This is a genomic window from Micromonospora lacuserhaii (genome assembly GCF_036902735.1).
Taxonomy (GTDB): Bacteria; Actinomycetota; Actinomycetes; order Mycobacteriales; family Micromonosporaceae; genus Micromonospora.
On the sequence record NZ_JBAKHO010000008.1, the window covers coordinates 26310 to 46651 of the forward strand.

General features: G+C 72.2%; 17 protein-coding genes. 4 read left to right on the forward strand and 13 right to left on the reverse strand.

What is annotated here, in order from left to right; translation table 11 throughout:
* Window positions 1–7: 7 nt before the first annotated feature.
* From zwf to pgl, 3 genes are all read left to right on the forward strand, one after another.
* Window positions 8–1549, forward strand: coding sequence for a glucose-6-phosphate dehydrogenase (gene zwf, locus V6U81_RS07865; RefSeq protein ID WP_420883991.1), 1542 nt, complete (start codon window positions 8–10; stop codon window positions 1547–1549).
* 31 nt (window positions 1550–1580) lie between these two features.
* Window positions 1581–2597 (forward strand): glucose-6-phosphate dehydrogenase assembly protein OpcA, encoded by a 1017-nt coding sequence (locus V6U81_RS07870; RefSeq protein ID WP_334486018.1) that lies wholly within the window; start codon window positions 1581–1583, stop codon window positions 2595–2597.
* Window positions 2598–2720: 123 nt separating this feature from the next.
* Window positions 2721–3491 carry a 6-phosphogluconolactonase gene (gene pgl / locus V6U81_RS07875; RefSeq protein WP_334486021.1) on the forward strand — a complete coding sequence of 257 codons (771 nt, stop codon included), beginning with the start codon at window positions 2721–2723 and terminating at the stop codon, window positions 3489–3491.
* A 49-nt stretch (window positions 3492–3540) separates the two neighbouring features.
* Here the strand turns inward: pgl and V6U81_RS07880 are convergent, their stop codons facing one another.
* The 8 genes from V6U81_RS07880 to rapZ form a co-directional block, all read right to left on the reverse strand.
* Complete coding sequence (locus V6U81_RS07880; RefSeq protein WP_334486024.1) at window positions 3541–3885, reverse strand: RNA polymerase-binding protein RbpA; 345 nt, start codon at window positions 3883–3885, stop codon at window positions 3541–3543.
* A gap of 143 nt (window positions 3886–4028) precedes the next feature.
* A complete protein-coding gene (gene secG, locus V6U81_RS07885) occupies window positions 4029–4289 on the reverse strand; it encodes a preprotein translocase subunit SecG (protein WP_334486026.1) in 261 nt (86 codons plus the stop codon).
* A gap of 95 nt (window positions 4290–4384) precedes the next feature.
* Entirely contained in the window at window positions 4385–5176 is a 792-nt protein-coding gene (gene tpiA / locus V6U81_RS07890; protein ID WP_334486028.1) for a triose-phosphate isomerase, read from the reverse strand.
* Window positions 5176–6375, reverse strand: a complete 1200-nt coding sequence (locus tag V6U81_RS07895; RefSeq protein WP_334486031.1) for a phosphoglycerate kinase — start codon at window positions 6373–6375, stop codon at window positions 5176–5178. Before V6U81_RS07895 ends, tpiA begins: the two co-directional genes overlap by 1 nt.
* Window positions 6372–7376 carry a type I glyceraldehyde-3-phosphate dehydrogenase gene (gene gap, locus V6U81_RS07900; protein WP_334486033.1) on the reverse strand — a complete coding sequence of 335 codons (1005 nt, stop codon included), beginning with the start codon at window positions 7374–7376 and terminating at the stop codon, window positions 6372–6374. The genes V6U81_RS07895 and gap overlap by 4 nt, the downstream gene beginning before the upstream one ends.
* A gap of 263 nt (window positions 7377–7639) precedes the next feature.
* Window positions 7640–8620: a DNA-binding protein WhiA gene (gene whiA, locus V6U81_RS07905; protein ID WP_334486035.1), complete on the reverse strand. Its 981-nt coding sequence runs from the start codon at window positions 8618–8620 to the stop codon at window positions 7640–7642.
* Window positions 8621–8674: 54 nt separating this feature from the next.
* Window positions 8675–9637, reverse strand: a complete 963-nt coding sequence (locus tag V6U81_RS07910) for a gluconeogenesis factor YvcK family protein (RefSeq protein ID WP_334486037.1) — start codon at window positions 9635–9637, stop codon at window positions 8675–8677.
* Window positions 9634–10554 carry an RNase adapter RapZ gene (rapZ, locus tag V6U81_RS07915; RefSeq protein WP_420883992.1) on the reverse strand — a complete coding sequence of 307 codons (921 nt, stop codon included), beginning with the start codon at window positions 10552–10554 and terminating at the stop codon, window positions 9634–9636. The genes V6U81_RS07910 and rapZ overlap by 4 nt, the downstream gene beginning before the upstream one ends.
* Before the next feature lie 255 nt (window positions 10555–10809).
* On the opposite strand from rapZ, the gene recQ reads away from it, so the two are divergent.
* A complete protein-coding gene (recQ, locus tag V6U81_RS07920) occupies window positions 10810–12654 on the forward strand; it encodes a DNA helicase RecQ (RefSeq protein WP_334486039.1) in 1845 nt (614 codons plus the stop codon).
* Here recQ and uvrC read toward each other — a convergent pair.
* The 5 genes from uvrC to uvrA form a co-directional block, all read right to left on the reverse strand.
* Window positions 12651–14594, reverse strand: coding sequence for an excinuclease ABC subunit UvrC (uvrC, locus tag V6U81_RS07925; RefSeq protein ID WP_334486041.1), 1944 nt, complete (start codon window positions 14592–14594; stop codon window positions 12651–12653). The two genes, recQ and uvrC, sit on opposite strands and share 4 nt — an antisense overlap.
* A 9-nt stretch (window positions 14595–14603) precedes the next feature.
* Window positions 14604–15986: an IS607 family element RNA-guided endonuclease TnpB gene (gene tnpB / locus V6U81_RS07930; RefSeq protein ID WP_334486043.1), complete on the reverse strand. Its 1383-nt coding sequence runs from the start codon at window positions 15984–15986 to the stop codon at window positions 14604–14606.
* The gene (locus V6U81_RS07935) at window positions 15983–16564 is read right to left on the reverse strand and encodes an IS607 family transposase (RefSeq protein ID WP_334486044.1); all 582 of its coding nucleotides are present in this window, start codon (window positions 16562–16564) and stop codon (window positions 15983–15985) included. The genes tnpB and V6U81_RS07935 overlap by 4 nt, the downstream gene beginning before the upstream one ends.
* Before the next feature lie 151 nt (window positions 16565–16715).
* Window positions 16716–17201 (reverse strand): Rieske (2Fe-2S) protein, encoded by a 486-nt coding sequence (locus V6U81_RS07940; protein ID WP_334486046.1) that lies wholly within the window; start codon window positions 17199–17201, stop codon window positions 16716–16718.
* 168 nt (window positions 17202–17369) lie between these two features.
* A complete protein-coding gene (uvrA, locus tag V6U81_RS07945; protein ID WP_334486047.1) occupies window positions 17370–20315 on the reverse strand; it encodes an excinuclease ABC subunit UvrA in 2946 nt (981 codons plus the stop codon).
* Window positions 20316–20342: the final 27 nt, after the last annotated feature.

The following is a 20342-nucleotide window of genomic DNA, read 5'->3' on the forward strand; positions in this document are numbered from 1 at the left end:
GGATGACATGCACCAGACGGAGCGAGGAGGCGGCGTGAACCCGCTGCGCGACGTACAGGACCGGCGACTGCCGAGGATCCCGGAGCCGTGCGCTCTGGTGATCTTCGGGGTGACCGGTGACCTGGCGCGCAAGAAGTTGCTGCCGGCGGTCTACGACCTGGCCAACCGGGGGCTGCTGCCGCCCGGATTCGTGGTGCTCGGCTTCGCCCGCCGGGACTGGGCCGCCGGCGACTTCGAGTCGCTGGCCCACGAGGCGGCCAAGAAGCACGCCCGTACTCCCTGGCGGGAGGAGGTGTGGTCGCGGCTGGCCGGCAACATCAAGTTCGTCGGCGGCTCCTTCGACGACGACGCCGCGTTCGACCACCTCGCCGCCACCCTCGACGAACTGCGCGACACCCACGGCATCCACGGCAACGCCGCGTTCTACTTCTCCATCCCCCCGGCGGCGTTCCCCGTCGTGCTCAAGCAGCTGGCCCGCACCGGGATGGCCGACAACGCCAAGTCCGGCGGCTGGCGCCGGGTGGTGGTCGAGAAGCCGTTCGGCAACGACCTGCCCTCGGCCAAGGAGCTCAACGACCTGGTCGACGACGTGTTCACCCGCCAGGACGTCTTCCGCATCGACCACTACCTGGGCAAGGAGACGGTCCAGAACATCCTGGCCCTGCGGTTCGCCAACAACCTTTTCGAGCCGCTGTGGAACTCCAAGTACGTCGACTCGGTGCAGATCACCATGGCCGAGGACGTCGGCATCGGCACCCGGGCCAGCTTCTACGACTCGGTCGGCACCGCCCGCGACGTGCTCCAGAACCACCTGCTCCAGTTGCTCGCCCTGGTCGCGATGGAGGAGCCGACCAGCTTCGACGCCGACGAGATCCGGGCCGAGAAGCTGAAGGTGCTCAAGGCGATCACCCTGCCGAAGGACGTCAACGAAGGCACCGTGCGCGGGCAGTACCTGCCCGGCTGGGTGGGCGGCGAGCGGGCGGTCGGCTACCTGGAGGAGGAGGGCGTCCCGGAGCACTCCACCACCGAGACGTACGTCGCCGTCGAACTGGGCATCCAGAACCGCCGGTGGGCGGGGGTGCCGTTCTACATCCGCGCCGGCAAGCGGCTTCCCCGCCGGGTGACCGAGGTCGCGATCATGTTCAAGAAGGCCCCGCACCTGCCGTTCAACGCGGCCGACATGGAGTCGTTGGGCCCCAACCAGCTGGTCATCCGGGTGCAGCCCGACGAGGGCGTGGTGCTGAAGTTCGGCTCCAAGGTCCCCGGCACGACGATGGAGGTCCGCGACATCGCGATGGACTTCCAGTACGGCGAGGCGTTCACCGAGTCCAGCCCCGAGGCGTACGAGCGGCTGGTGCTGGACGTGCTGATCGGCGACCGGACGCTCTTCCCGGACGCCGCCGAGGTGGAGCAGAGCTGGCAGGTGGTGGACCCGCTGGAGCACGCCTGGGAGGGCACGAAGCCGGAGCCGTACCGGGCCGGCGAGTGGGGGCCGCGCGCGGCCGACGAGATGCTGGCCCGCGAGGGCCGGGCGTGGCGGCGGGCGTGACCAAGCGCAGCGAGCGAACCAGGAGGCTCCATTGATCGGGCTGTGGGACACCACCGGCAACGAGGTGGTCAGGGCGCTCGCCGCCGAGCGGCGCAGCGCGGGCGGGGTGGCCAGCGGCATGGCGCTCACGCTGATCGTGGTGGTGGACGAGAAGCGGGTGCGGGAGGCGGAGGCGGCGGCCACCATCGCCGCGGCCGCCCATCCGTGCCGGCTGCTGGTCGTCGTCCGCACCGACGTCGAGCGGGAACGCAACCGGCTGGACGCCGAGATCGTCGTCGGCGGCCGGCTCGGCCCCTGCGAGGCGGTGGTGACCCGGATGTACGGGCGGCTCGCCCTGCACGCCGAGTCCGTGGTGATGCCGCTGCTGGTACCGGACGTGCCGGTGGTCACCTGGTGGCACGGCGAACCGCCGGCGGAGATCTCCACCGACTTCCTCGGCGTGGTCGCCGACCGGCGGATCACCGACACCGCGCAGGCGGCCGACCCGATCGAGGCGCTGCGCCAGCGGGCCCGGGACTACGCACCCGGCGACACCGACCTGGCCTGGACCCGGATCACCCCGTGGCGCACCCTGGTCGCGGGGGCCTTCGACACCACCGAGGCCCGGGTCACCGAGGCCACCGTGGTGGCGCCGCCCAGCGACCCGACGGCGGCGCTGATGCGCGGCTGGCTCGCCGCCCGACTCGGCATCGACCCGCAGTTGCAGCCCACCGACGAGTTCCCCAGGATGCGCGAGGTGCAGCTGCGCTGCGCCAACGGCGACGAGCTGACGCTGACCCGCAGCGAGAACATGGCCAACTTCCGGCGTACCGGCCAGGAGGACCGGCTGCTGCCGCTGGTGCGCCGCCCGCTCGGCGACGAGCTGGCCGAGGAGCTGCGCCGGCTCGACGCCGACCAGGTCTACGCGGAGGCGCTGGGCGCGGCGGCCGGGCTGCACGGCCTGGAGCAGCGTCCCGCGCACCGGGTGCACGTCTGGAAGGACCCGGCCACCGCGCAGCGGGCCGAGGCCGGGCTCACCGCCCACGCCGGCACCAGCGCCACCCCCTGACCGCCACCCGCGGGCGGGCCACGGTCCGCCCGCGATGCCGGTCGAGGGCCACGTCGGCTGGGCCGTCGGCCCCCGGCACGAACACCGACCGCGACGGCGGTCGCAGAAACGAAGGCACAACGAATGAGTGAGGCGAGTGTCGCCGTCCACGCCGATGCCGACCTGCTGGCGCAGGCGGTGGCGGCCCGGCTGGTGGTGAAGCTGCTCGACGCGCAGGCCGACCGGGGTCAGGCCTCGGTGGTGCTGACCGGCGGGCGGATCGCCGCGGCGGTGTACCGGGCGGTGGCCGCGCTGCCGGCCCGCGACGCGGTCGACTGGTCCCGGGTGGACGTCTGGTGGGGCGACGAGCGTTTTCTGCCGGCCGGCGACCCGGAGCGCAACGAGACCCAGGCGCGGGCGGCCCTGCTGGACGCCGTGCCGCTGGACCCGGCCCGGGTGCACCCGATGCCACCCTCGGACGGCCCGACCGGCGCCGACCCGGAGGCGGCCGCCGCCGCCTACGCCGAGGAGCTGGCCCGGGCCGCGCGGCCCGGGCACGCCGCGCTCCCCCACTTCGACGTCCTGATGCTGGGCGTCGGCGAGGACGGGCACGTGGCGTCGGTCTTCCCCGAGCACCCGGTGCACCACGACAACCGGCCGGTCAGCGCGGTCCGGGGCAGCCCGAAGCCGCCGCCGCTGCGCACCACGCTCACCCTGCCCACGATCAACACGGCCGAGGAGGTCTGGCTGGTCGCCAGCGGGGCCGACAAGGCCCGGGCGGTCGGGATGGCGCTGGCCGGGGCCGGCCCGGTCCAGCTGCCGGCGGCCGGCGCGCGGGGCGTCTCGCGCACCCTCTGGCTGCTGGACCGGCCGGCGGCGGCCAACGTGCCGCCCCGGCTGCGCAGCCTGCGCTGAGTCGACGACGCGGAGCCCCGGTCCCCGGTGGGACCGGGGCTCCGGCGCGTCAGTCCCGGCCCCGGCGTCGCCGCAGGGCGGCGAGCGCCTCGGCGAGGATCGCCTCCCCCTCCGCGGGGCTGCGCCGCTCCTTCACGTACGCCAGGTGCGTCTTGTACGGCTCGGGGCGGACCCGGCCGGGTGGGTTCTCCGCGTCCCGGCCGGCGGGCAGGCCGCAGCGGGGGCAGTCCCACAGCGGGGGCTCCTCCGCCTGCACCGCCACCCTGATCTCGGTGGCGTGGTCATTGCGGCACCAGTAGGTCACCACGCGGCACGGGGCGGGCTCGTACCGCTCGGGGAAGCGTTCCGGGGACGATCCGACCCGGGAACCACGGATCACGTTGCCACTGGACACGGCTGCTCGCTCCTGTCCGTCGGAGGGGACCACCACCCGGAGGGGGATGGGCGGCGGCGACGCGGTGCAGCGGGACGAAAAGAACTGCGCGCGGCCCGTCTGGTGACGGACCGCGCGCAGATTGTACGACTAAGCGAAGCCGTTCAGGACCCGCTGCTGAGCTGGAGCCGCAGCCAGAGGCCGAGCCCGACGATGCAGGCGAACCAGACGATGCTCACCAGGACGGTGTAGCGGTCCAGGTTCTTCTCGGCCACCGACGATCCCGCCAGGCTGGAGCTGACGCCGCCGCCGAACATGCTCGACAGCCCACCGCCCTTACCGCGGTGCAGCAGGATGAGCATGGTGAGCAGGATGCTCGTGATGACCAGCAACACGATCAACGTGTATGCGAACCAGATCGGCATGGCTGGGGTCAGTCCTCTCGTTACGATCCTCGCCCGGACAGATCGGGCACGGTGGCACCGACCGGTGGACGGGCGAAGCCAAGGATAGCGAGCGATCAGCGGGCGGTGTGCTCCGGGAACCGGCAGATCTTCGCGAACTCCTCGGCGTCCAGGCTCGCGCCGCCCACCAGGGCGCCGTCCACGTCGGGCTGGGCCATGATCGAAGCCACGTTCGACGACTTGACCGACCCGCCGTAGAGGATCCTGACCTGGTCCGCGGTGCCCTGGTCGTACGTCTCGACCAGCCGCTTGCGAACCTCCCCGCAGACCTCCTGGGCGTCCTCCGGGGTGGCCGTCTTGCCGGTGCCGATCGCCCAGACCGGCTCGTACGCCACGACGACCTTGGTGACCTGCTCCGCGGTGAGCCCCTGCAGGGCGCCGTCGAGCTGGTCGCAGCAGTGCGGGACGTGCCGCAGCTGCTCCCGGATCTCCAGGCCCTCGCCGATGCAGAGGATCGGGGTGAGCCCGTTGGCCAGCGCCGCCGCCACCTTCGCGTTGACGATGGCGTCGTCCTCGTAGTGGTAGGCGCGCCGCTCGGAGTGCCCAACCACCACGTACGTGCAGCCGAGCTTGGCCAGCATCGCCCCGGAGGTGTCACCGGTGTAGGCGCCCGACTGGTAGGGCGAGAGGTCCTGCCCGCCGTAGCCGATAAGCAGCTTGTCGCCGTCCACCGCGGTCTGCACGGTCCGCAGGTCGGTGAAGGGCGGCAGGACCACCGTCTCGACGTCGGTGAGCTGCTTCTCGGTGAGGCTCGCGGCCAACTTCTGCACCAGCAGGTTGGCCTCGAGGTGGTTCAGGTTCATCTTCCAGTTGCCGGCCATCAGCGGCCGGCGGGTGACGCTCGCCATCAGTTCTCCAGGGCCGCGATGCCGGGGAGGGTCTTGCCCTCGAGGTATTCCAGGGAGGCGCCGCCACCCGTGGAGATGTGATCGAAAGCGGACTCGTCGAGCCCAAGCGAGCGCACTGCCGCCGCGGAGTCACCGCCACCGACCACGCTGAACGCGTCGGCCTTGGCGACCGCCTCGGCGACGCCCCGGGTGCCGGCGGCGAAGGCCGGCATCTCGAAGACGCCCATCGGGCCGTTCCAGAAGATGGTCTTCGCCTGGGAGATCGTGGCGGCGAAGCCGGCCACCGTCTCCGGCCCGATGTCCAGGCCGACCCGGTGGCTCGGGATGCCGTCGGCGGGGACCGTGTCGTGCGCGGCGTCCGGGGCGAAGGCGTCCGCGGCCACCACGTCGACCGGGAGCATGATCTTGCCCCCGGACCGCTCGATGAGGTTGCCGCAGGTCTCGACCATCTCCTTCTCCAGCAGCGAGGTGCCCACCTCGTGGCCCTGGGCCTTGAGGAAGGTGAAGCACATCCCGCCGCCGATGAGCAGCCGGTCGACCTTCGGCAGCAACGCCTCGATCACGGCCAGCTTGTCGGAGACCTTCGAGCCGCCCAGCACCACCACGTACGGCCGCTCCGGCTCGCCGGTGAGCTTGCCGAGCACCTCGACCTCGCGCAGCACCAGCCGGCCCGCCACGTGCGGCAGCCGCGCCGGCACGTCGTGGACGCTGGCGTGCTTGCGGTGCACGGCGCCGAAGGCGTCGTCCACGTACGCGTCGCCGAAGGCGGCGAGCTGGTCGGCGAAGGCGCCCCGCTCGGCGTCGTCCTTGCTGGTCTCCCCCTTGTTGAACCGGAGGTTCTCCAGCAGGGCGACCTGGCCGTCGGCCAGGCCGTCCACGGTGGAGCGGGCGGAATCGCCGACGGTGTCCTCCGCGAAGTGCACCGGCGCGCCGAGCAGCTCACCGAGCCGCCCGGCGACCGGGCGGAGGCTGAACTGCGGGTCCGGCGTGCCCTTCGGGCGGCCGAGGTGCGAGCAGACGACCACCTTGGCGCCGGCCTGCACCAGCGCGCTCAGGGTCGGCAGCACGGCGCGGATGCGCCCGTCGTCGGTGATGTCACCGGTCTGCTTGTCGAGCGGGACGTTCAGGTCGGCGCGCACCAGCACGCGCCGACCCGACACCCCCTCGGCGAGCAGGTCGTCGAGGGTACGGATGCTCACAGCGACGAACCCACCAGCTTGACCAGGTCGACCAGCCGGTTGGAGTAGCCCCACTCGTTGTCGTACCAGCCGACGACCTTGACCTGGTTGCCGACGACCTTGGTCAGCGGCGCGTCGAAGATGCAGGACGCCGGGTCGGTCACGATGTCCGAGGAGACGATCGGGTCCTCGTTGTAGACCAGGATGCCCTTGAGCGGGCCGTCCGCGGCGGCCTTCAGCGCGGCGTTGACCTCGTCCACGGTGGTCTCCCGACCCACATTGACGGTCAGGTCGGTGACCGAGCCGGTCGGGATCGGCACCCGCAGCGCGTAGCCGTCCAGCTTGCCCTTGAGGTCGGGGAGCACCAGGCCGATCGCCTTCGCGGCGCCGGTGGAGGTCGGGACGATGTTCAGGGCGGCGGCCCGGGCCCGGCGCAGGTCCTTGTGCGGCGCGTCCTGCAGGTTCTGGTCCTGGGTGTACGCGTGGATCGTCGTCATCAGACCGTGCTGGATGCCGAACGTGTCGTGCAGGACCTTCGCCATCGGGGCGAGGCAGTTGGTGGTGCAGGAGGCGTTCGAGATGATCGTGTGCTTGGCCGGGTCGTACTGGTCGTGGTTCACGCCCATGACGACGGTGACGTCCTCGTTCTTCGCCGGAGCGGAGATGATGACCTTCTTGGCCCCGCCGTCGACGTGCGCCTTCGCCTTGGTGGCGTCGGTGAAGAAGCCGGTGGACTCGATGACGACGTCCGCGCCGACCTCGCCCCACGGCAGCGCCGCCGGGTCCTTCTCCGCGTACGCCTTGATGGTCTTGCCGCCCACCGTGATCTCGTCGGCGGTGGCCTTCACCTCGTGCGGAAGGCGGCCCAGGATGCTGTCGTACTTGAGCAGGTGGGCGAGCGTCGCGTTGTCGGTCAGGTCGTTGACCGCCACGACCTCGATGTCAGCGCCGGAAGCCAGCACTGCCCGGAAGAAGTTACGGCCGATCCGGCCGAAGCCGTTGATGCCAACCCGGATGGTCACAGGTCCCATCTCCTCGCGTTCTGGTCCGCCGGCGTCAGACCCGGACCGGCGGAGGTGTGTGCGCCGACCGTTGGAGCCGGCCGTTGACGGTTCATCTCGGCCACCCCGCCGCGGTCCGGAGGACCTGACCGCCCGAGGCGGTGAACACGGCGAGGAGTGCCTGTACCGGCCCCCTTGCCGTACGCAGCGACCCTATCCGAGCGTGGGACGCCGCGCCGCGCCGGGTGGTGATCCCGCTCGCATGCTGGCGTCTCACCGTCCTATCAGACCACGAGCATGTCGGGCGTGACGGCAGCTTCGGTATCCGGGATGCCCAGGTCGTGGGCGCGCTTGTCGGCCAGCGCCAGCAGCCGGCGGATCCGCCCCGCGATGGCGTCCTTGGTCAGCGGCGGCTCGGCCAGCGCGCCCAGCTCCTCCAGGGACGCCTGCCGGTGCTCCAGCCGCAGCCGCCCGGCGTCGGTGAGGTGGTTCGGCGCGTCCTCGGCGAGGATCTCCAGCGCCCGGGTGACCCGGGCGGCGGCGGCCACCGCGGCCCGCGCCGAGCGGCGCAGGTTCGCGTCGTCGAAGTTGGCCAGCCGGTTGGCGGTGGCCCGGACCTCGCGCCTCACCCGACGCTCCTCCCAGGCCAGCACGCTGGAGTGCGCGCCGATCCGGGTGAGCAGCGCGGCGATCGCGTCGCCGTCCTTGACCACCACCCGGTCCACCCCGCGCACCTCACGGTTCTTGGCGGTGATGCCCATCCGGCGGGCCGCGCCGACCAGGGCCAGCGCGGACTCCGGCCCGGGGCAGGTGATCTCCAGCGCGCTGGAGCGGCCCGGCTCGGTCAGCGAGCCGTGCGCCATGAACGCGCCCCGCCACGCCGACACCGCACAGCAGACGTTCGCCGCCACCACGTGCGGCGGCAGGCCGCGCACCGGCCGGCCACGGACGTCGAGCAGGCCGGTCTGCCGGGCGAGCGCCTCGCCGTCCTTGACCACCCGGACGATGAAGTGGCTGCCCTTGCGCAGCCCGCCGGAGGCCAGCACGTGGATCTCGCTGGGGTAGCCGTACACCTCGGCGATCTCCCGACGCAGCCGGCGCGCCACCGCCCCGGTGTCCAACTCGGCCTCGACCACCACCCGGCCGGAGACGATGTGCAACCCGCCGGCGAAGCGCAGCAGCGCCGCCATCTCCGCCCGGCGGCAGCAGGGCTTGGGCACGTCGACCCGACTCAGCTCGTCCTTGACCGCAGCCGTCATCGCCATTCTGCGCCCCTCCACGGACCCGTACCGGCGTGTCGCCGGTGATTACGTACGTGCTTAACGATCGGCGCCCAGGACAGGCACCAGCGCGGCGCCCAGGGCTGCCGGGTCATGCCGGGGCGAGCCGTCGGTGACGGCCACGGGGGCGAGGACCAGCCGGGCACCCAGCGATTCTGCCGCACGTCCGACCGGTTCGGGGTCACCCACCGCCTTCGAATCGGCCAGCACGTAGTCCACCGCGAGTTGCGGAAGGTACCAGTGCAGGGCGGCCAGGTGGTCGGCCGCCGACAGGCCGAGCGTCTCCTTCTCGGCGGCCAGGTTGAGCGTGACCAGCCGGCGGGCCGGGCTCGCCACGACCGCGGCGGCCAGTCCCGGGACCAGCAGATGCGGCAGCACGCTGGTGTACCAGCTCCCCGGTCCGAAGATCAACCAGTCCGCCTCCTTGACCGCGGCCACCGCCTCGTCGCAGGCGGCCGGGGCGTCCGGGGTGAGCCGCAACGACTCCACCCGGCCGGTGCTCACGGCGACCTGGTGCTGGCCGCGCACGGTGCGTACCTCGTCGGGGTGGTCCGGGTCGGCGCCCCGGACCCGGGCCTCGATGCCGACCGGCTGGCGGGACATCGGCAGCACCCGGCCCACCGCGCCGAGCATCGCCCCGGCGTGCTCCAGGGCGGCCACCGGGTCGCCCAGCTGCTCGATCAGGCCGCAGAGCACCAGGTTGCCCACCGCGTGCCCGGCCAGCCCGTCGCCGGCGTCCCCGGTGAACCGGTGCTGGAACAGCCCGGCGCTGCGCCGGGTGGCGGGGTGGTCGCCGGCCAGCGCCACCAGGGCCTGCCGCAGGTCGCCCGGGGGCAGGCCGCCGCGCTCGGCGCGCAGCCGCCCGCTGGAGCCGCCGTCGTCGCCGACGGTGACCACCGCGGTGATGTCCAGGTCGAGCTCCGGGGTGCAGTGCCGCAGCGCGCGCAGCGAGGCGGAGAGGCCGTGCCCCCCGCCGAAGGCGACCACCCTCGTCCCGGTCATTCCCGCCCCAGGTCCCGGTGCTGCGCGTTGGCGGCGAGGCCGGCCTCGCGCAGCCGACCGGCCAGCTCCTCGGTGATCGCCACGCTGCGGTGCTTGCCACCGGTGCAGCCGACCGCCACGGTCAGGTAGCGCTTGCCCTCCCGCTCGAAGCCCGCGGTGGTGGCGTTGACCAACTCGGCGTACGACGCCACGAAGGCGTCCGCGCCCTCCTGGCCCAGCACGTACGCGCTGACCGCCTCCTCCCGCCCGGTGTGCTCGCGCAGCTCCGGCACCCAGTACGGATTCGGCAGGAACCGGGCGTCCAGGACGAAGTCGGCGTCCGGCGGGAGGCCGTACTTGAAGCCGAAGGAGAGCACGGTGACCCGCAGCCGGCGGGCGTCCTCCCCGCCGAAGAGCTCCTCGACCCGGCGGCGGAGCTGGTTGACGTTGAGGTGGCTGGTGTCGATGATCACGTCGGCCTGGTCGCGGGCCTCCTCCAGCAGCGCCCGCTCGACGGCGATGCCGTCGGCCAGCCGTCCCTCGCCCTGCAACGGGTGCGAGCGGCGGACGCTCTCGAAGCGACGGATCAGCACCTCGTCGTCGGCGTCGACGAAGACCACCCGCGGGGAGAAGCCGCGCTCCTTGAGCTCACGGATCGCCCCCGCCAGGTCGGTGGAGAAGGCACGCGAGCGGACGTCCAGCACCATCGCCGTACGCCGGGCCGCGCCGCCGGCCTTGACCGCAAGCTCGGCCATGTCCAGCATCAGCGCCTGTGGCAGGTTGTCCACCACGTAGTAGCCGACGTTCTCCAACGCCCGGGCCACCGTGCTCCGGCCGCCACCGGAGAGCCCGGTGACCACCACCAACGTGGTGTCCGCCTCCGCCGTGGTGCTGGGGCCGTCCGGGGCGTACCCGCCGGCCGTCCGCGCCTCGCTCACTCCCGCTACCCCCGGTGTCCGTGGCGCCGCGCCCGGTCCGCCGGACGCGCGTGGTCAGTCAGCGACTCTATCCCGGCGGGCGCTGTCGATCGGTTCGTGCCCGTCCGACCGGTGCGGTGTCCTGCCCGGTCCGGTGTCGCCACGATGGAAAGCGGCGCCGGCGGGCGCGGTATTCCCCCGCCCGTCCCCCGACGGCCGGTCGCGGCCCCGCTCGGCGCCGGCCACGGTGTCGGGGCCGGCTCGTAGACTCCCCGGATGACCTCCCCCACCGAGACGCGTACCTCCGACGCCCTCCGGGTGCTCAACCGGGTCTTCGGCTACGACGCCTTCCGCGGCTTCCAGCGGGAGGTCATCGACCACGTGGTGGCCGGCGGCGACGCGCTGGTGCTGATGCCCACCGGCGGCGGCAAGTCGCTCTGCTACCAGATCCCGGCCCTGGTCCGGGACGGCGTCGCGGTGGTGGTCTCCCCGCTGATCGCGCTCATGCAGGACCAGGTCGACGCGTTGACCGCGGTCGGCGCCCGGGCCGGCTTCCTCAACTCGACGCAGGACCTCGACGCCCGGCGCAAGGTCGAGGCGGCCTTCGTCGCCGGCGAGCTGGACCTGCTCTACCTCGCCCCCGAGGCGCTCGGCACCCGGGGTGTGCAGCAGCTGCTCGACCGGGGCCGGATCGCGCTGTTCGCCATCGACGAGGCGCACTGCGTGTCCCAGTGGGGGCACGACTTCCGCCCCGACTACCTGGCCCTGTCGATGCTGCACGAGCGGTGGCCGGCCGTGCCCCGGATCGCGCTGACCGCCACCGCCACCGGCGCCACCCGGGCCGAGATCGCCACCCGGCTCAAGCTGACCGAGGCGCGGCACTTCGTCGCCAGCTTCGACCGGCCCAACATCCAGTACCGGATCGTGCCCAAGCGGGAGCCGCGCAAGCAGCTGCTGACCCTGCTCCGCGACGAGCACCCGGGCGACGCCGGGATCGTCTACTGCCTCTCCCGCGCCTCGGTGGAGAAGACCGCCGAGTTCCTGGTGCAGAACGGCGTGGCCGCCCTGCCGTACCACGCGGGCCTGGACGCCCGCACCCGCGCGGCCAACCAGCAGCGCTTCCTGCGCGAGGACGGACTGGTCATGGTGGCCACCATCGCCTTCGGGATGGGCATCGACAAGCCGGACGTCCGGTTCGTCGCCCACCTCGACCTGCCCAAGTCGGTGGAGGGCTACTACCAGGAGACCGGGCGGGCCGGCCGGGACGGGCTGCCCTCCACCGCCTGGCTCGCGTACGGGCTCCAGGACGTGGTGCAGCAGCGCAAGATGATCGAGACCTCGGAGGGCGACCTCGCCCACCGACGCAACCTCGCCACCCACCTGGACGCGATGCTGGCCCTCTGCGAGACGGTGCGCTGCCGCCGGGCGCAGCTGCTCGACTACTTCGGCGAGCCGGGCTCCGCCGACTGCGGCAACTGCGACACCTGCCTCACCCCGCCGGAGACCTGGGACGGCACGGTGGCGGCGCAGAAGCTGCTCTCCACCGTCTTCCGGCTGGACCGGGAACGCAACCAGCGCTTCGGCGCCGGGCACTGCGTCGACATCCTGCTCGGCCGGACGACCGAGAAGATCACCCAGTACGGCCACGACGCACTGAGCACCTTCGGCATCGGCGGCGAGCTGCGCGAGGCGGAGTGGCGCGGGGTGGTGCGCCAGTTACTGGCCGAGGGGCTGCTCGCGGTCGAGGGCGACTACGGCACGCTGGCGCTGACCGAAGCCAGCGCCGAGGTGCTGGGCCGGCGGCGCACGGTGACCATGCGCCGGGAGCCGGAGAAGCCCGCGTCGACCCGGTCGACGAAGCCGCGCGGCGCGGCCACCGTGGTCGCCGACCTCTCCCCCGCCGCCGCGTCGCTGTTCGAACGGCTGCGCGCCTGGCGGGGCGCGACGGCCAAGGAGCAGGGCGTCCCGGCGTACGTGATCTTCCACGATGCCACCCTGCGGCAGATCGCCACGGACGCCCCCGCCTCCCTGGCCGAGCTGTCCCGGGTCAACGGCGTCGGCGAGAACAAGCTCGCCAAGTACGGCGAGCAGCTCCTCGCCGTCCTCGCCGACCAGGGCTAGTCGGCGGCCCCGGCCTTCGCCTCGTCGCCGTCGAGGGCGGCGAGGATCGCCTCGGCGGTCCGCCTGCCCACCCCGGGCACCTCGGTGATCTCCTCGACGGTGGCGGCGGAGAGCCGCTTGAGCGAGCCGAAGTGGCGCAGCAACGCCTTGCGGCGCACCTCCCCCAGCCCGGGCACGTTGTCGAGCGCCGACTCGGTCATCCGCTTGGAGCGCCGCTGCCGGTGGAAGGTGATGGCGAACCGGTGCGCCTCGTCCCGGGCCCGCTGGAGCAGGTAGAGCCCCTCCGAGGTGCGGGGCAGGATGACCGGGAACTCGTCGTCGGGGAGCCAGACCTCCTCCAGCCGCTTGGCCAGCCCGCAGAGCGCCACGTCGTCGATGCCCAGCTCCGCGAGGGCCTGGGCGGCGGCGGTCACCTGCGGTGCGCCCCCGTCGACGACCACGAGCTGCGGCGGGTACGCGAACCGGCGCGGCCGGCCGGTGGTGGGGTCGATGCCAGGGCGGTCCGGATCCGACGCGGTCTCCTCGCCGATCTCGCCGGTCTCGGCGCGGGCGTCGAGGTAGCGGGCGAAGCGGCGGCGCAGCACCTCGGACATGGCGGAGAGGTCGTCGGTGGCGCCCCGGACGATGAAGCGGCGGTATTCGCTCTTGCGCGGCAGGCCGTCCTCGAAGACCACCATGCTGGCCACCACGTCGGTGCCCTGGATCTGGGAGACGTCGAAACACTCGATGCGCAGCGGCGAGGTACGCATGCCGAGCGCCTCGCTGATCTCGTCGAGCGCCTTGCTGCGGGTGGTCAGGTCGCTGCCCCGCTTGAGCTTGTGCCGGGTCAGGGCGTCCTTGGCGTTGCGCTCGACGGTCTCCATCAACGACTTCTTGTCGCCGCGCTGCGGCACCCGCAGCGACACCCGGCTGCCCCGGTGGCTCGAGAGCCAGTCGGCCAGCGCGTCGGCGTCGGCGGGCAGCTCGGGGACGAGCAGCTCGCGGGGGACGTCCGCCTCGCCCTGCTCGCCGCCGTAGACCTGGGTGCAGAAGTGGTGCACCAGGTCGCCGGTGCTGAGGTCCTCGGTCTTCTCCACCACCCAGCCGCGCTGGCCGCGGACCCGGCCGTCGCGGACGTGGAACACCTGGACGGCGGCTTCGAGCGGGTCGTCGGCGAAGGCCACCACGTCGGCGTCGGTGCCGTCGCCGAGCACCACGGTCTGCTTCTCCATCGCTCGGCGCAGCGCGGCCACGTCGTCGCGGAGCCGGGCGGCCCGCTCGAACTCCAACTGCTCGCTGGCCTCGGTCATCTCCCGTTCGAGCCGGCGGACCATGCTGTCGGTACGGCCGGCCATGAACTCGCAGAAGCCGTCGACGATGTCGCGGTGCTGCTCGGCGGAGACGCTGCCGACGCAGGGCGCGGAGCACTTGCCGATGTAGCCCAGCAGGCAGGGGCGGCCGACCTGGCCGGCCCGCTTGAACACCCCGGAGGAGCAGGTGCGGGCCGGGAAGACCCGCAGCAGCAGGTCGAGCGTCTCGCGGATCGCCCAGGCGTGCGAGTAGGGCCCGAAGTAGCGCACCCCCTTGCGCTTGGCCCCGCGCATCACCTGCAGGCGCGGGTATTCCTCGTCGAGGGTGACGGCCAGGTAGGGGTAGGACTTGTCGTCGCGGTAGCGGACGTTGAACCGGGGGTCGTACTGCTTGATCCAGGTGAACTCCTGCTGGAGCGCCTCGACCTCGGTGCCGACGGTGATCCAGTCGACCGACTCGGCGGTGGTGACCATCTGCCGGGTGCGCTCGTGCAGGCCCCAGAGATCGCCGAAGTAGGAGTTGAGCCGGCTGCGCAGGTTCTTCGCCTTGCCGACGTAGATCACCCGGCCGGTGCCGTCGCGGAACCGGTAGACCCCCGGCGACTCCGGGATGGTGCCGGGCGCCGGACGGTAGGTCGAGGGATCAGCCACCGTTACCTCTCAGTGTGCTTTGGTGAGCACACGGTCGTAGGTAGTCCCGCCTTGCGGTGGGACGGTCCCGGTCTGACCGGCGGATGCCGTGCCGGGTTGACGCTTCATGGCCACCTGCCCGCAGGGGCGGGTCTCATGGTCGGCTCCACGTCCTGCCACCGGGCCACTCCCGGCAGGGTCGATCTTAGCCGCGAGGGCGGCGAGGTTCCGTGCGGCGTTGAGGTCCCGGTCCAGGATCAGGCCGCACGCCTCACACTCGTACTCACGCTCGGACAGGGCGAGCTTGGTTTTCACCGCGCCGCAGCCCGAGCAGGTCTTCGAGGACGGATACCAGCGGTCGGCTACCACGAGCCGGCCGCCGCTCCACCTGGTCTTGTACGTTAGTTGCCGGCGCAGTTCGGCGAATCCGGCGTCGGCGATGTGCCGGGCCAGTCGTCGGTTACGCAGCATCCCGGCGACGTTGAGGTCTTCAACCACGATCGTGGCGTGCTTGCGGGTGAGCCGGGTGGTGAGTTTGTGCAGGCCGTCGCGGCGCAGATTCGCCACGCGGGCGTGCGCCCGCCCGAGCCGTGCCTGGGCGCGCTGCCACCGGTTCGACGGCCGGCGTCCGGTGCGCCGGTCCGGGCCGACCTTGCGCGACAGGCTCCGCCCGAGCGCACGCAGCCTGCGCTGCGCCTGGTCGAGGTGCCGGGGGTTGGGCACGAGTTCGCCAGTGGACAGCACCGCAAGGTGCCTGATCCCGACGTCCACCCCGGCCGTCGCGTTCGGCAGGCTCGGACGCCGCTCGGCGCGGTCGACCTCGACGCAGAACGCCACGTGCCAGCGGCCACCATCGCGGCGCCCCGTAGCGGACATGATCCGGGCGGTGCCCGCGCCCAGGCGGCGGGCGAGTTTACGCGCGGACTCATGCAGCTTCAATCGGCCCAGACGGGGCAACACGACATGCTTGCGGTCGGGCTCGACCCGGATCGCGCCGGTGGTGAACCGCACCGACGGTGTCGACCGACGGCGGGACTTGAACCGGGGAAACCCGACCATCCGCCCAGCGCGCTTGCCGCAACGCGAGTCGGCCCAGTTCTTCAGTGCGCGGGCGAGCGCGTCCAGCCCGGTGTTGAACGCCTCCTTCGAGCACTGCGCCCACCACGGCGCCACCTCCGCCTTGACCGCATTCCACGCCTTACGCAGCGCGGGCAGCGACCACGACATGGCCGGGGTGAGCTGCTCGTGCGGGACGCCGTAGGTCCGCTCGGCGGCGCGCTGGTCCATCACCGCCTTGACCCACGCGAGGGCCCAGTTGTGCGCCACTCTTGCCGCCCCGGCGTGCGCGAGCACCACGCGTTCCTGCGATGGGGTGAGGTCCAGGGCGAACCGGTACGCCTGGACCGCCCTCACGCCGGCCTGCCCTCGATGGCGGCCTCGACCGCGCGGCGAGCGCGGTTCGCGGCGCCTCGCCGGCCGTAGAGACGGACACACAAAAGGGTGAGGACCTCGGTGACGTCGCGAACCAGATCGTCGTCCACCTCGGCCGGGTCGACCACGAGCAACCGCCGACCCTGCGCCGCCAACGCCGCCTCCACATACTCGCCGCCGAACCGGACGAACCGGTCCCGGCGCTCCACCACGATCGTGGTCACCGCCGCGTCGCGCAGCAGCGCGAGGAACTCCTTGCGGTGCCCGTTCACCGCGGACCCGACCTCGGTCACCACCCGCGACACAGGCAACTTCCGCCCGGTCGCCCAAACGGTGACACGAGCGACCTGCCGATCCAGGTCGGCCTTCTGCTCGACCGACGACACCCCGGCATACACGACCACCTGCCCCGGCTCAATGGCCGCCGAGGCAAGCGGCTCACCGACCATGATCAGACGACCGAGCCGATACGTGGGAACAGGCAACGCGCCAGCCGCATACTGCCGTCGCGCCGTGATGTACGCGATGCCCTGCGACGCCGCCCACTCCTTCAAATTCACCCGATCATCAAGAGCCACTCTGAGAGCGCCAAAGGCCCCGCCACGCCACCAGTTGGTTGCCCCCAGTTCGTTGCTCCTCAACCCTAATCCGCACCCCCGACACCCGGCCCGCCCGCTCGACCCGTGCGGCGAGGCGGGGCGGGAGGGCGGGTCAGGCGAAGGAGATCCGGTCGCCCTGGATCTTGATCTCCTTGGCGGCCAGGGGCCTGGTCGCCGGCCCCTGCTTCACGGCGCCGTCGGCGATGCCGAACTTGCTGCCGTGGCAGGTGCAGTTGATCGTGCCGCCGTCGACGTTCGACACCGGGCAGTTCTGGTGGGTGCAGATCGGGTCGAACGCCTTGAACTCCCCCGGGTTCGGCTGGGTGATCACCACGCCCTGGGCGGCGTAGACCTTCCCGCCGCCGACCGGGATGTCGCCGGTCGTCGCGATCGAGGCCGCGCCCTGGCGGTCGCCGCCCTCCGCGTCGCCGGCGCTGGACGCGCCCGGCCCGCCGCTGGTCGGCGCGGTGCCGCCGGCACCGGAGTCGTCCCCGCCGCAGGCGGCCAGGACCACGGACGCCCCGACCGCGCCGGCCCCCGCGAGCAGCGCGCGCCGCGACTGGGTACCCGGCCCGGTCAGCACCTGATCGTCACTCATCTCCGGCCCTTCTCTCGACTGCGGTGGCCGCTCCCGCACCACGGCCACACCCGTGCACACGGATCACTGTGCCCGACGGTTCACGGCATCGCCCCACCGACACGACGACGGGCGGGCCGGTTCCCCGACCCGCCCGTCAGCGTCGCGCACCGCCACGCGTGGCGTCGCTCAGCGCGCCCCGGCCGGCACCTTCCGGGTACGCGGCTTCGCGGTGCTGCCGTTGGCCCTGGCCGCCCGGGTGGTGGCGGCCTTGGCGCCCTTGGCCTCGCCGTCGAGCTTGAGCACCTGGCGCAGGAACTGGCCGGTGTGGCTCTCGGGCACCTCGGCGACCTCCTCGGGCGTGCCGGTGGCCAGCACCAGGCCGCCCCGGTGGCCGCCCTCCGGCCCCATGTCGATCAGCCAGTCGGCGGTCTTGATCACGTCGAGGTTGTGCTCGATGGTGATCACCGTGTTGCCCTTGTCGACCAGGCCCTCCAGCACCATCAGCAGCTTGCGGATGTCCTCGAAGTGCAGGCCGGTGGTGGGCTCGTCGAGCACGTAGACCGTCCGGCCGGTGGAGCGCTTCTGCAGCTCGGAGGCGAGCTTGACCCGCTGCGCCTCACCGCCGGAGAGCGTCGGCGCGGGCTGGCCGAGCCGGACGTAGCCGAGGCCGACGTCGACCAGCGTCTTGAGGTGCCGGTGGATGGCCGGGATGGCGGAGAAGAACTCGGCAGCCTCCTCGATCGGCATCTCCAGCACGTCGGAGACGGTCCGCCCCTTGTAGTGGACTTCCAGGGTCTCCCGGTTGTAACGGGCGCCCTTGCAGACCTCGCAGGGGACGTAGACGTCCGGCAGGAAGTTCATCTCGATCTTGATGGTGCCGTCACCGGAGCAGGCCTCGCAGCGCCCGCCCTTGACGTTGAACGAGAACCGGCCCGGGCCGTACCCCCGGACCTTGGCCTCGGTCGTCTCGGCGAAGAGCTTGCGGACGTGGTCCCAGACCCCGGTGTAGGTGGCCGGGTTGGACCGGGGGGTGCGCCCGATCGGCGACTGGTCGACCCCGACGACCTTGTCGACGTGCTCCAGGCCGGTGACCCGGGTGTGCCGGCCGGGGACCAGCCGGGCGCCGTTGATCTGGTTGGCCAGCACGGCGTGCAGGATGTCGTTGACCAGGGTCGACTTGCCGGAGCCGGAGACCCCGGTGACCGCGATCAGCTGACCGAGCGGGAAGGAGACGGTGAGGTCGCGCAGGTTGTGCTCGCGCGCCCCGTGCACCACCAGCTCCCGCTCCGGCGTCTGCGGGCGGCGCTGCGGGGGCGTCGGGATCGCCTTGCGGCCGGACAGGTACGCCCCGGTGACCGACTCCGGATTTTCCAGCAGCGCGGGCACCGAGCCGCTGTGCACGATCTTGCCGCCGTGCTCGCCGGCCCCCGGGCCGATGTCGACGATCCAGTCGGCCGTGCGGATGGTGTCCTCGTCGTGCTCGACCACGATCAGCGTGTTGCCCAGGCCGCGCAGCCGGATGAGGGTCTCGATCAGCCGGTGGTTGTCCCGCTGGTGCAGGCCGATCGACGGCTCGTCCAGCACGTAGAGCACGCCGACCAGGCCGGAGCCGATCTGGGTGGCCAGCCGGATGCGCTGCGCCTCACCGCCGGAGAGGGTGCCGGCCGCGCGGTCCAGGGAGAGGTAGTCCAGGCCGACGTCGAGCAGGAACTTCAGCCGGGCGTTGATCTCCTTGAGCACCCGCTCGGCGATCATCTTCTGCCGGTCGGTCAGCTCGATGCCGGCGAGCAGCTCGGCCGCCTCGCCCACCGACAGGTTGCAGACCTCGGCGATGCTCCGGCCGGCGAGGGTGACCGCGAGCACCTCGGGCTTGAGCCGGGTGCCGCCGCAGGCCGCGCAGGGCACGTCCCGCATGTAGCCCTCGTACTTGTCCCGCGACCACTCCGACTCGGTGTCGGTGTGCCGGCGCTCGATCCACTGCACCACGCCCTCGAAGCCGGTGTAGTAGGAGCGCTCGCGGCCGTACTTGTTGCGGTAGCGGACGTGCACCTGGTCGTCGGAGCCGTGCAGGATGATCTTCTGGGCCCGGGAGGGCAGCGCCCGCCACGGCGTGTCGATGTCGAAGTGCTGGCTCTCGCCGAGCGCCTCCAGCAGGCGGAGGAAGTATTCCAGGTTGTGCCCGGTGGCCCAGGGCTGGAGCGCGCCGTCGCGCAGGGTGCGCTCCGGGTCCGGGACGACCAGCTCCGGGTCGACCTCCTTCTTGGTGCCCAGGCCGGTGCAGTCCGGGCAGGCGCCGTACGGCGCGTTGAAGGAGAAGACCCGGGGCTCCAGGTCCTCGATGGCGAGGGGGTGGTCGTTCGGGCAGGCCAGGTGCTCGGAGTAGCGCCGCTCCCGGTCGGGGTGGTCCTCGGCCAGGTCGACGAAGTCGAGCAGCACCAGGCCGCCGGAGAGACCGAGCGCGGCCTCGACCGAGTCGGTCAGCCGCTGCTTGGCGCTCGCCTTGACGCTGAGCCGGTCGATCACCACCTCGATGGTGTGCTTCTCCTGCTTCTTGAGCTTCGGCGGCTCGGTGAGCTGGTGCACCACGCCGTCGACCCGGGCCCGGGCGTAGCCCTTGCCCTGGAGCTCGGCGAAGAGGTCGACGTATTCGCCCTTGCGGCCACGCACCACCGGGGCGAGCACCATGAACTTCGTGCCCTCGGCCATGGCCAGGACCCGGTCGACGATCTGCTGCGGGCTCTGCTTGGAGATCCGTTCGCCGCAGACCGGGCAGTGCGGCTCGCCGATCCGGGCGAAGAGCAGCCGGAGGTAGTCGTAGACCTCGGTGATGGTGCCGACCGTGGAGCGCGGGTTGCGCGAGGTGGACTTCTGGTCGATCGAGACGGCGGGGCTGAGGCCCTCGATGAAGTCGACGTCGGGCTTGTCCATCTGGCCGAGGAACTGCCGGGCGTACGACGAGAGCGACTCGACGTAGCGCCGCTGGCCCTCGGCGAAGATGGTGTCGAAGGCCAGGCTCGACTTGCCCGACCCGGAGAGCCCGGTGAAGACGATCAGGGCGTCCCGGGGCAGGTCGAGACTGACGTCACGCAGGTTGTGCTCGCGCGCGCCACGGATGATCAGTCGGTCGGCCACGGTGCGTGTGCTCCCGGATGAAAAGAG